We start from the raw sequence: 10,068 nt of genomic DNA, 5'->3' as shown, positions 1-10,068 counted from the left end.
CGCATCAAAGGCCGCACACATGTCAGCACCCGACCACGTGCCACACCGCTCTTGAAGATTTCTCTTGCTCCTAAAGGGGCGTCCACACATGTCGCAAACTCGGAGCTGAGACGCAAAAGGGCTCTGCCGCCCCGCTTTCACGCTTTGTTCGCGACGGGAAGCCCGAAGCAGTGAGCCAGCAGCTGGTTCTGCTCGCAGATGGTCCACACGCCGGCAAAGCCGAAGCCCTTGCGCAGCCACAGCATGGCTTCAAACCCCTGGATCGTGCGCCGGGCCGTATGGAAGGAGCGGAAGCCACCGACGCGCGGCATCGGCCGTTTGACCCGGAAATGGTCACTCTCGATGCCCTGCTGCAGGTGCTTGGTGACGTAGTGCGTGGGCGCGCGGGGCAGCAGGCCCTCCTCGAAGCTCGCAGCGATTGCGGGCGGATAGGTGCCGGCACCATCCGTGCCAATCCGGTCGGGTGATAGCAGCGGCTGCCCCTGCAAAGCCTTACGGAAGAAGCGTTTGGCCGCATCCAGATCGCGCTTGGCGGTGAGCAGGAAGTCGACGGGCGTGCCGTGTTTGCCGATGGCTCGGTACAGGTAGCGCCATTGGCCGCGGACCTTGATGTATGTCTCGTCGATGCGCACGGACCCGCAGTGCGGTTTGCGGAACATGCGCAGGCGGCGCTCGATCGTGGGTGCGTAGGCCAGCACCCAGCGGTTGATCGTGGAGTGGTCGACCTCCAGGCCGCGCTCCAGCAGCATCTCCTCGATGTCGCGGTAGCTGAGCGCGTAGCGCAAGTACCAGGAGACGGCCTGCACGATCAGCGCCGCCTCGAAATGCCGGCCCCTGAAGTCGCCCTTCGAGCGGTGCTTCAGCTTGGCGGCGATGGCGCTGAGGATCATGGGCGGCCTCCGGGATCGGAGGCGGCAACCTCGGCCCGTATGCCTAACGAGCCGTGAACCTCAAAAACTTCGCGACAGGCCCGGATTAGGTCCATATCGATCTTGATGAAGTCGGGCTGGAAGCTCGCCAACAGGTTGAGACCTGCACAGCCTGCCCCGAAGTCGTCCAGTGCCGTCGAGAATGCGAATGCGCTTGCGGCTGCGGGACTCAAGGGAACCGAGAGCTCACTTTACGATCTGTTCATCACGTTGAGTGATTGACGGCCGCTCTTGGCAGGATAACCCGGACAAAGGCCACGCTCTGTGCGTTAGTCCTTCGTTAGGGCTATGGAGGCCGGCATGAACGCAGCACTCATCACCATGAATAACGAGGTGGTCTGCGCCGGGTCGGAGCGCCTTCTGTCGCCATTCCGCGCTGAAGGCTTGCTCTACCGGCTCTGGGTTACCGGTACGGCGCGCGGCAGCACGGTACACATGCGGGTGAATGGACTGACCCGTGAGATGAGCCTGCGGGTGACCAGCGTGCTTCGGAGACGGGGCATTGCGGTCGATATTGCTGACGCGCAGTGGGCATGATCGAAGGTCCGTCATCGTCTCGCAACGCGGCCCACCAAAGCGCAACCGGATGATTTAGCGACGGGGTGAACACTCCGGTTCGCGCGTTGCTTCTCTGCGAGAGGGAAGAGCTATGGACGCGGCAATCGTTGAGATGAACGACAGTGTAGTCCGGCAAGGTACAGAGCACATGCTGCAGCAGCTTCGTTCTGAGGGTTTGCGGTAAGGGATGTGGGTCACTGGCACGAACCGTAGCAGCTGGTAGGTCTTGCGCAGGATCGTCATCAACCAACTCGCGAGTTTGGTGCCAGCTTGGTAGGTCTAGCTGGCATCTTCTGCGAGACGCGGGGCAGCTTTTATCTTTAGGACATGAGCATCAACCCGACGACGAGTCAGCTTGTCAAAGCTCACGTGATCACTGAGGAGGACCTGCAGTCGGCGCTTGATGCGTTCGAGGCCGATCCAGAGATCGAGAGGGTTGAGCTGGGAGGCAGCTACAGCCTGAACCCCCACGCTGCTATTGAGGCAAGCAGCTTCGCGCAACTAACCTTCGCCAGGGCAGGAGCCAGCTCCGAACTGAAACGCTCTGCTGTACGCACCGCGATCCTGCTGGCGCGGCCCGAGAAGCGGTGATGCGGGACCAGGTTGAGAGCTCGCTGGGCTCAGCTCTATGCCATCTGAGCACGAAACCAATCTCCAGTCGTTGGCACTTAGTGGGGCCTCTGAGACGGATTGGAATGGCAGGCTTCTTCGTAATCGGGAGGAGTACAGGCCGCGTCTATGGCGAGACGGCTCGTCTTGGCGCAACGGGAAAAGTGGTTTGACCTGCGGACGGGGTGTGCCTGCTCGACCGCAAGCTCGGTCGCGGTACTCGTGACTTCGGCTACGTCAAATTGGATAGCGATGCTGCGAGCTACGACGTTTACGAAATTCCGTACTCCGGCTCCGAGAACGCCACAGCGAGCGATGCGGAGGCGGAGGCACTCGTCCGCGAGCACGGCGCGCGAGTGACCGCTCTCGTCACCTACAATTCCTGAGCGCGTCGGTGCCGGTCTGCAGTGAGCACGGGCATTGTAGGAGGCCATAACTCCCCTTATCGCCCGCAGCGCCAGTGCTGCGCGGCTTTTCTGGACTGGACACGTAAAAGGCGCAGCATGCGATGATGCAACCTTCCGAAGAAGAGGCCCTCATAGCTACGGAAAAGAAGCACGGAAACCGCGAAGCTAAGAAGCCGAAAAAGCTGGTACCGAAGACAATTGCAGCCGCGCCATCAACGAAGGGCATGGTTGGAGCTGCAATAAAATCGCCGAATAATAAGTAAAGGGGCCGCCATTTGGCGGCCCAATCGGGTCTTCATCCAAATTTGAAGGATCAGAAGTCCATGCCGCCGCCCGGCATCGCCGGAGTGCCGCTGTCCTTCTTTGGAGCGTCGGCGATCATCGCCTCGGTGGTGACGAGGAGGCCGGCGACCGAGGCCGCACCCTGCAGCGCCGACCGAACGACCTTGGCCGGATCGACGATGCCGGCCTGGAGCAGATCGACGTACTCCTCGGTCTGGGCGTTGAAGCCGTAGGTCTCGGAGCCTTCATTGTCGGTGATCTTGCCGACCACGATCGAGCCCTCCACACCGGAGTTTTCCGCAATCTGACGGATTGGAGCCTCAAGCGCTTTCAGGACGATCTTGATGCCGGCCTGCACGTCCGGGTTGTCGCTCTTGAGTTCGGCGACCGCGGCCCGGGCACGCAGCAGCGCCGTGCCGCCGCCCGGCACGATGCCCTCCTCGACCGCCGCGCGGGTGGCGTGAAGCGCATCCTCGACGCGGTCCTTCTTCTCCTTGACCTCGATCTCGGTCGAACCGCCGACGCGGATCACCGCGACGCCGCCCGCGAGCTTGGCCAAGCGCTCCTGCAGCTTCTCGCGGTCGTAGTCCGAGGTGGTCTCCTCGATCTGCGCCTTGATCTGCCCGACGCGGGCCTCGATGTCCGACTTCTCGCCGGCGCCGTCGATGATCGTGGTGTTCTCCTTCTCGATGCGCACCCGCTTGGCGCGGCCGAGCATCTCGATGGTCACGTTCTCGAGCTTGATCCCGAGATCCTCGGCGATCATCTGGCCCTGCGTCAGGACCGCGATGTCCTCGAGCATGGCCTTGCGGCGATCGCCGAAGCCCGGCGCCTTCACGGCCGCGACCTTGAGGCCGCCCCGCAGCTTGTTCACCACGAGCGTGGCCAGCGCCTCGCCCTCGATGTCCTCGGCGATGATCAGGAGCGGCTTGCCGGTCTGAACCACCGCCTCGAGGATGGGAAGGAGCGCCTGCAGCGAGGAGAGCTTCTTCTCGTGGATGAGAATGTAGGGATCGTCGAGGTCGGCGATCATCTTCTCGGCATTGGTGATGAAGTAGGGCGAGAGATAGCCGCGGTCGAACTGCATGCCCTCGACCACGTCGAGCTCGGTCACGGCAGTCTTGGCTTCCTCGGCCGTGATCACGCCCTCGTTGCCCACCTTCTGCATGGCGTGGGCGATCATGTCGCCGATCTCCTTGTCGCCATTGGCCGAGATGGTGCCGACTTGGGCGATCTCTTCCGAGGAGGCGACCTTGCGCGCACGGCCCTCGATGTCCTTCACCGCAGCCGCGACCGCCAGGTCGATGCCGCGCTTCAGGTCCATCGGGTTCATGCCGGCCGCGACATACTTCGCGCCCTCGCGCACGATCGAGGCGGCCAGGACGGTGGCGGTCGTCGTGCCGTCGCCCGCGAGATCACTCGATTTCGAGGCCACTTCGCGCACCATCTGGGCACCCATGTTCTCGAACTTGTCGGCGAGCTCGATCTCCTTGGCGACGGTGACGCCGTCCTTGGTGATGCGCGGCGCCCCGAAGCTCTTCTCGATCACGACGTTGCGGCCCTTGGGGCCGAGGGTCACCTTCACCGCGTTGGCGAGGAGTTCGACGCCCTTCAGCATCTTCTCGCGGGCATCGGACGAGAAGCGGACATCTTTGGCTGCCATGAGGTCGGATCCTTTGTGGTCGGCTCTTGCCCCAAGGCACCCCGGTATGGGCGGCCTCGAAGGGCGGATCGGGAATGTGTGAGGGCTGCCGCGTGCTAAGCGACGACGCCCATGATGTCGGATTCCTTCATGATCAACAGGTCCTGGCCGTCGATCTTGACCTCGGTGCCGGACCACTTGCCGAACAGGACCCGGTCGCCAGCCTTGACGTCGAGCGCGTTGACCCGCCCAGCCTCGTCGCGGGCCCCAGGCCCGACGGCGACGATCTCGCCTTCCTGCGGCTTCTCCTTGGCGGTGTCCGGAATGATGATGCCGCCCTTCGTCTTCTCCTCACCCTCAATACGACGGACGACGACGCGGTCGTGCAATGGACGAAACTTCATGATGGGCTCCGATCAAACAGCGGCGCGAGAACTTGGGCCATTGGCGACGCCGCCGTGTTAGGACGGGCGGGTATCCGACAGTCCACATGGTCGCTTCCTGATGACCTTAGCACTCGTGGAGCCAGAGTGCTAACGATCATTGTCCCGACCGCCATCCGATCATTCTGGGACCAACTCGACAGGTCACTGCGCATTCATGCTACGCCTGGAGCCACGTTGTTTCCAATGTGGCTCGCCTGCCCGCGCTCGACTTGTCTCTCGCGGATGCTTGGAAACAAGCCTCGCGCCAATTCTCTGGAGAGACCTCATGCGCATTCTTGTCGGCTGCGAGATGACCTACGACTTCCCCCGACCCACCCCCGTCATCGCGACGCTCAACGTCCACGCCTCGCGCTTCTCTGATCTGGAGCGGCCGGACTACCTGATCACCAGCCCCTCGGTCCCCCTCGACGGCTACCGCGACAGCTTCGGCAACTGGTGCAATCGCATGGTCGCCCCAGCTGGCCGCTTCACCCTGAAAACTGACACGGTGGTACGCGACCACGGCAGTGGCGACGCGCTGGATCCCGATGCCGGGGAGGTCCCCGTCGAGACGCTGCCCTCCGACTGCATTCTGTTCCTCCTTGGCAGCCGCTACTGCGAGACCGACCGTCTTTCCAACATCGCCTGGGACCTGTTCGGGCACTTGCCCCCCGGCTGGGCCCGGGTTCAGGCCATCTGCGACTATGTCCACGACCGGATCGCCTTCGGGTACGAGCACGCGCGCCCGACCCGCACCGCCTTCGACGTGTTTGAGGAGCAGCAGGGCGTCTGCCGCGACTACGCGCATCTGGCAATCGCCTTCTGCCGTTGCCTCAACATTCCGACCCGCTACTGCAATGGCTACGTCAGTGACATCGGCCTACCCCTGCCGCACGCGCCGGGAGACTTCGCGGCCTGGATGGAGGTTTATCTCGGCGGCCGCTGGCACACCTTCGATCCGCGCAACAACAGCTCCCGCATCGGCCGGATCCTGATTGCCTACGGACGCGATGCGGCCGACGTGCCGCTGACCCTGACCTTCGGGGCAAACACCCTCACGGAATTTCGGGTGACAACGGAGGAAGCACCACCCCTTTCGTAAGACGACGCACCCGGACGCGAAGCACACCGACGGAGCCATCTCACGAGTTCCGAAATCTCAATGACCTTCGGCTGCGTCGTCAGCCGGACCATCTGCGGACGTCCGGCCGTCCACTACGCCACATGGTAGATGCGAGCGAGACACCCCATATCCTCAACATGATCACTTTCACGCCGAACCCTCATTCCCTACGGGTTGCTCCCTCCCAGACCGAGCCCGGTCGCTTTGATTGGGCAATTCTGAAGGACGGCGTGGTGGTGCGCCGATCCATCCGCTCATTCGGATCGGAAGGGACTTCGGCTGCAGACGGCGAAACGGCACTACGAGAGGTTACTGCGCTCTGGCGAGATGCCAAATAACCGTGTGACACAGAAGCTCTCTATCGATAGCTTCTGCCGGTCTCATGTGACGCGACCGATATCGTGTCAGACGCTCTCCAGCACCATCGCACGCCAGTCTGAATGTTCTGGGTCTATTTGGACGATGTGCATATTCGCTTCGTCCAAGGCGTTGAGGCCCCCAGCTCCTTGGATGATGCTAACTCGTGTCGAAGCCTGACGGTGTGAACACCGCCGCAACCTGCAACACTCGCATCCGTTGATCGGCTCGCCTGCCGGCTCAACCAGAGGTAGACGAAGACGGCGTCGAGCTTGGCCTCACGCAAGGCGAGGCTGGCGCAGGGCTCGGACAAGGCTCAGTGCGCTCGGGAAGAAGGGGCATCGCGTCAGCGTTCCGGATCGCTAACGAGTTCGCAGGCACCGCCGAGGTGCCTCTCGATGGCCCACATGGCGGCGTCGAGGGTGGGATAGGGGATATATGGGCCACCGAGCTGGGATCCGGGGTCGGGCACGATGGTGAACTCGTTTGAAGGGGTCTGCCGGATCGTGCCGAGGGGGCGCCCGAGCTGGTCCTCTAGGCGCCACGTGCAGTCGGCCGACTTGGGCGCCCCGACTGGTGTCACGACCACGTCCATGGTCACGCCTCCGAATGCAAGATAACAGGCGCCCGCACGATGAACGTCTGGGGCGCCCAGGTCGATGCTCCGGCCTACTTAGAAGCGCGGAGCCATCGAGGCCGCCCTCGCCCAGCATCATTGATAAAATCGATACAAACTATTGACGGCATCTGTTTGAATGATGCCGCACCGCAAGACATATCCCTCTCACACAGCAGGGCACAGGCCCTGAAACTCGATAGGGATTAACACCATGACCATTCGCACTCTTGTTCTCGCTGCTCTTGCGTCAGCCATCCTGGCCGGCACTGCCATGGCGGATGACCGCCTCAACGTCACCCCGACGCTCTACCGTGAGCAGGCCCGCGCCACCGCAGCCGTGCGCCCAGCTTCTGAGCTGACGACTACGCCGGCGCTGACTGCGCGTGCTCCCACAACCCGGCGCGTCGTTGCTGAGGCCGTTGATACCTCGGCCCGCTAAGGTGGCCTGCGCTACCGCAGACACCCGCTCTCGGCATCGCCCCGGCCTCGTGCTGGGGCTTTTTCATTTTCTGTTCAATCCCTTACCCGACTGAGGCCGATCGCGCGTGGATTGGGCGTTATGGAGCCAACGGGGTCACTGCCGCTGCGCCGGTTGAACTCAGGCAAGGAGAAGGCAGGCTCCCTGATTCGTCGAGACCGCTTTGCAGCGTCTGGCTGATCTCGCCCGCATCGGCCGATCCACCTGATGTGACGGCTGCGGCAGCTAAGATGGCTCGGCCGCCTCCTGAAATCCGCTGGCATCGATCTACTTGCTTGAGAAGGCGGCCTTGCTGAGGGGCAGCCTCGCCCATTCGGCAGGTGGCGGCAAACAGCCGAGAGCCGGCGACCCGTACACTGCGGGCGCGACCGGCGCCGTGCTTCTAACCCGGCATGACTTCGGGGGCGGCTCGCCCTTCCAAGAACGTCACCCCCACTTCGCTCGTGTGCCGCCACATCACGCGGGCTCTGTGGGGACGGCTACTCTGACCGACGAACAAGTCGAAGTGCTTGGGTACCGTTGTCTCTGTCGGAAACAGGACACGCGCTCCGCCGGTGGAGAAGGCCTGCACTACACAGTCAACGGTTACTGAAGAGCCTTGCTCGAAGGCCGCGCGGCCGGCAAGGCATGTCTGTGCGCGTAAGTCTCTGCGGCGCTCATGCATACACGAGTGCTATCACGGCGTTATTAAGGGAGCACTACCTCAATCGTCGAAACGCCGAGGGAATCTGCACATAGAAATTGACATTCGAAAGAGTACAACCAGCCAGCCGTACGCATCCGCTCTATGGGAAAAATCTGATTTCATGGGAACGCGATCTGCTCTAGCGGTTCTGAATTCGAAATACGTTTTTATACGCTGGAGGAGTTCAGCATGATCAACGCTGGAGAACTGTCTCAGGATAAGCACCTCAACCTCGCAGCGGATATCGTCTCGGCTTACGTCTCGAACAACTCCATTCCAGTTTCCGATCTGCCTGGGTTGATCGCCAGTGTTCATGCAACCTTGAACGGAATGGCGAGTGGGCCGGCCTCAATCGAGCCCGAGGTTGAGAAGCCGACACCTACGCAGATCCGTAAATCGATCACGCCGGACGCGCTGGTCAGCTTCATCGACGGCAAGTCCTACAAGAGCCTGAAGCGCCACCTCACGAAACACGGTCTCGATCCCTACAGCTACCGTGAGCGCTACGGTCTGCCCCGGGACTACCCCATGGCGGCGCCCAGCTACTCCGCCCAGCGCGCTGAAATCGCCAGGACGTTGGGCCTGGGCCGGATGGCTGGGGAGGCCGTCAGAGCGCGGCGGAATGAGCGGACGCTGCCGTCAAGCTCCTGAGCGCCGCAGCAACGCCTTCTTTTCCGCCCCAGCTTCCTCGTCAATGAAGGTCGATGACAATGTCGGGAGAGCCGTGACCACGAGGTTCGTTGCCTACTACCGGGTCAGCACGGCTAAGCAGGGCGCCTCTGGCCTGGGCTTAGAGGCGCAGCGCGAGGCGGTAACCCGGTTGCCGGCTGAACTGCGAGAAGGCGTGAGGCCCAGCCGCAACTCGCTCTGCCAACCGAGACTGTTGCACGGGTACCGCAGGGCGTAGCCTTCGTCCGCGAGCCGCGCGGCAACGGGATTGGCACGGCTTAGCCGCTCTCGTATCCGTACGGTCTCAACCATCGGCGGAAATGATGTCTGCGGCCCTCTCGTCCACTCCGTCCGTTCTTGAGCTGCTTGAGGCCGGGACCGTGAAACCAGAGGCGGTCACCAGCCTCGCTGAGACCTACCTCGCCGCCCCGGGCCTGCGCACCTACACGCTGGTGCTCGGCCTCGTCGTTGACGTTGCAGCGGCCATCCAGGCCTACCCGCTGGCCCGAGCCATGATGGGAAGCGCGCTCGCCTCATCCCGAGCCAAACGAGCAACGGTGGCAACGGCCATCCTGCTGGCCCAGCCGCAGAGGATATGAGCGAGCTGCCGCCCTGGCGCGAGGTCACGCCTGACGACTTCCTGCAGGCGACCTACTGGGAGACGTCAGCCACGCAGAGGGCCCTGCTCCAAGCCAGGGACGCAGGCCAGTTGCGGCTGCGCGTCATCTTTCGCGAGAGCAAGGACCTGAAGCCCGGCTCAGGGCGCGATCCGCTCTGGCTCTTCGATTACCGTTTTAGTGAACCCTACCTCCTCTGGGACGCGGATGAGGTGGTGATCGAGACCCGCGACGGGCGACGGCATGTGGTCGAGAGATCCGGGACACCACTGACGATCCCGCTCGGACACTTGGACGCGCAGAAGGCCGAGGAAGGTACGGAAGGTGAAGGTACTGAGGGTGTTGACTGAGTAAGCTCAGCGGCAGCCGAAGTTCAGGCGACGCTGCGAGCTATGAGGTAGCGTATCGTGGCCAGCGATCCCGCCTCCAGGCCGCCGGTCCCATAACTCTCCTTGCGCGAACTGGGCGGCTCCATAGCGCCCAGCCAGCGAATGGGCCGGGATCGCGCGGCATTTTGATTTCCAGACACACAAACCTAACAGGTTGAAGTGCCTGGGAAACCGTCGGACACTGCTGAGGAAATAGACCTTGGACGGGCGGGCCGGCGGTCTACGCCGCTTTTGGGACGAGCATGACGTCGTAGCCGAGGTTGGTCAGGCGCTGGACGA

General features: G+C 62.7%; 13 protein-coding genes and 1 pseudogene. 8 read left to right on the top strand and 6 right to left on the bottom strand.

The genetic code is table 11. The features are described from left to right. Positions 1 to 137: 137 nt before the first annotated feature. Together WDW90_RS31885 and WDW90_RS31880 are read right to left on the bottom strand one after the other, a co-directional pair. On the bottom strand, positions 138 to 890 hold the full coding sequence (locus tag WDW90_RS31885; RefSeq protein WP_336491601.1) for an IS6 family transposase: 753 nt from the start codon (positions 888 to 890) through the stop codon (positions 138 to 140). 80 nt (positions 891 to 970) lie between these two features. Next, positions 971 to 1,072 (bottom strand): annotated as a pseudogene (locus WDW90_RS31880) (EAL domain-containing protein); the annotation flags it as partial. 157 nt (positions 1,073 to 1,229) lie between these two features. On the opposite strand from WDW90_RS31880, the gene WDW90_RS31875 reads away from it, so the two are divergent. From WDW90_RS31875 to WDW90_RS31865, 3 genes are all read left to right on the top strand, one after another. Beyond that, positions 1,230 to 1,466: a hypothetical protein gene (locus WDW90_RS31875; RefSeq protein WP_336491600.1), complete on the top strand. Its 237-nt coding sequence runs from the start codon at positions 1,230 to 1,232 to the stop codon at positions 1,464 to 1,466. Positions 1,467 to 1,814: 348 nt separating this feature from the next. Then, the gene (locus tag WDW90_RS31870) at positions 1,815 to 2,078 is read left to right on the top strand and encodes a hypothetical protein (protein ID WP_336491599.1); all 264 of its coding nucleotides are present in this window, start codon (positions 1,815 to 1,817) and stop codon (positions 2,076 to 2,078) included. A gap of 203 nt (positions 2,079 to 2,281) precedes the next feature. Next, positions 2,282 to 2,482 (top strand): hypothetical protein, encoded by a 201-nt coding sequence (locus tag WDW90_RS31865; protein WP_336491598.1) that lies wholly within the window; start codon positions 2,282 to 2,284, stop codon positions 2,480 to 2,482. A gap of 334 nt (positions 2,483 to 2,816) precedes the next feature. Here WDW90_RS31865 and groL read toward each other — a convergent pair whose 3' ends face one another. Beyond that, positions 2,817 to 4,448, bottom strand: a complete 1,632-nt coding sequence (gene groL / locus WDW90_RS31860) for a chaperonin GroEL (protein WP_336491597.1) — start codon at positions 4,446 to 4,448, stop codon at positions 2,817 to 2,819. Between the two features lie 95 nt (positions 4,449 to 4,543). Then, positions 4,544 to 4,831: a co-chaperone GroES gene (gene groES, locus WDW90_RS31855; RefSeq protein WP_026597525.1), complete on the bottom strand. Its 288-nt coding sequence runs from the start codon at positions 4,829 to 4,831 to the stop codon at positions 4,544 to 4,546. 307 nt (positions 4,832 to 5,138) lie between these two features. Between groES and WDW90_RS31850 the strand changes: the two genes are divergently transcribed. Further along, positions 5,139 to 5,954: a transglutaminase-like domain-containing protein gene (locus WDW90_RS31850; protein WP_336491596.1), complete on the top strand. Its 816-nt coding sequence runs from the start codon at positions 5,139 to 5,141 to the stop codon at positions 5,952 to 5,954. A 724-nt stretch (positions 5,955 to 6,678) separates the two neighbouring features. Here WDW90_RS31850 and WDW90_RS31845 read toward each other — a convergent pair. After that, positions 6,679 to 6,927, bottom strand: coding sequence for a hypothetical protein (locus WDW90_RS31845; RefSeq protein WP_336491595.1), 249 nt, complete (start codon positions 6,925 to 6,927; stop codon positions 6,679 to 6,681). Between the two features lie 235 nt (positions 6,928 to 7,162). Between WDW90_RS31845 and WDW90_RS31840 the strand changes: the two genes are divergently transcribed. Further along, positions 7,163 to 7,390, top strand: coding sequence for a hypothetical protein (locus tag WDW90_RS31840; protein WP_336491594.1), 228 nt, complete (start codon positions 7,163 to 7,165; stop codon positions 7,388 to 7,390). Between the two features lie 421 nt (positions 7,391 to 7,811). Here the strand turns inward: WDW90_RS31840 and WDW90_RS40955 are convergent, their stop codons facing one another. After that, entirely contained in the window at positions 7,812 to 8,093 is a 282-nt protein-coding gene (locus tag WDW90_RS40955) for a PilZ domain-containing protein (RefSeq protein WP_431311164.1), read from the bottom strand. A gap of 210 nt (positions 8,094 to 8,303) precedes the next feature. Here WDW90_RS40955 and WDW90_RS31835 point away from each other — a divergent pair, with 210 nt between their 5' ends. The 3 genes from WDW90_RS31835 (at position 8,304) to WDW90_RS31825 (ending at position 9,750) form a co-directional block, all read left to right on the top strand. After that, positions 8,304 to 8,765, top strand: a complete 462-nt coding sequence (locus tag WDW90_RS31835; RefSeq protein WP_336491593.1) for a Ros/MucR family transcriptional regulator — start codon at positions 8,304 to 8,306, stop codon at positions 8,763 to 8,765. A gap of 398 nt (positions 8,766 to 9,163) precedes the next feature. Then, entirely contained in the window at positions 9,164 to 9,382 is a 219-nt protein-coding gene (locus WDW90_RS31830; RefSeq protein ID WP_336491591.1) for a hypothetical protein, read from the top strand. Then, positions 9,379 to 9,750, top strand: coding sequence for a hypothetical protein (locus WDW90_RS31825; RefSeq protein WP_336491590.1), 372 nt, complete (start codon positions 9,379 to 9,381; stop codon positions 9,748 to 9,750). Before WDW90_RS31830 ends, WDW90_RS31825 begins: the two co-directional genes overlap by 4 nt. The last annotated feature ends 318 nt before the right edge of the window (positions 9,751 to 10,068 follow it).

Origin of the sequence: Methylobacterium nigriterrae (assembly GCF_037106235.1) — a bacterium.
Lineage (GTDB): Bacteria > Pseudomonadota > Alphaproteobacteria > Rhizobiales > Beijerinckiaceae > Methylobacterium > Methylobacterium nigriterrae.
The sequence above is the reverse complement of the archived record's forward strand: the minus strand, read 5'-3'. Positions and strand labels throughout refer to the sequence as shown.

Bases quoted from the DNA above. Each gene is read 5' to 3' on its own strand.
- WDW90_RS31885 (WP_336491601.1), bottom strand. From the start codon at position 890: ATGATCCTCAGCGCCATCGCCGCCAAGCTGAAGCACCGCTCGAAGGGC.
- WDW90_RS31875 (WP_336491600.1), top strand. From the start codon at position 1,230: ATGAACGCAGCACTCATCACCATGAATAACGAGGTGGTCTGCGCCGGG.
- WDW90_RS31870 (WP_336491599.1), top strand. From the start codon at position 1,815: ATGAGCATCAACCCGACGACGAGTCAGCTTGTCAAAGCTCACGTGATC.
- groL (WP_336491597.1), bottom strand. From the start codon at position 4,448: ATGGCAGCCAAAGATGTCCGCTTCTCGTCCGATGCCCGCGAGAAGATG.
- groES (WP_026597525.1), bottom strand. From the start codon at position 4,831: ATGAAGTTTCGTCCATTGCACGACCGCGTCGTCGTCCGTCGTATTGAG.
- WDW90_RS31850 (WP_336491596.1), top strand. From the start codon at position 5,139: ATGCGCATTCTTGTCGGCTGCGAGATGACCTACGACTTCCCCCGACCC.
- WDW90_RS31845 (WP_336491595.1), bottom strand. From the start codon at position 6,927: ATGGACGTGGTCGTGACACCAGTCGGGGCGCCCAAGTCGGCCGACTGC.
- WDW90_RS31840 (WP_336491594.1), top strand. From the start codon at position 7,163: ATGACCATTCGCACTCTTGTTCTCGCTGCTCTTGCGTCAGCCATCCTG.
- WDW90_RS40955 (WP_431311164.1), bottom strand. From the start codon at position 8,093: ATGCATGAGCGCCGCAGAGACTTACGCGCACAGACATGCCTTGCCGGC.
- WDW90_RS31835 (WP_336491593.1), top strand. From the start codon at position 8,304: ATGATCAACGCTGGAGAACTGTCTCAGGATAAGCACCTCAACCTCGCA.
- WDW90_RS31825 (WP_336491590.1), top strand. From the start codon at position 9,379: ATGAGCGAGCTGCCGCCCTGGCGCGAGGTCACGCCTGACGACTTCCTG.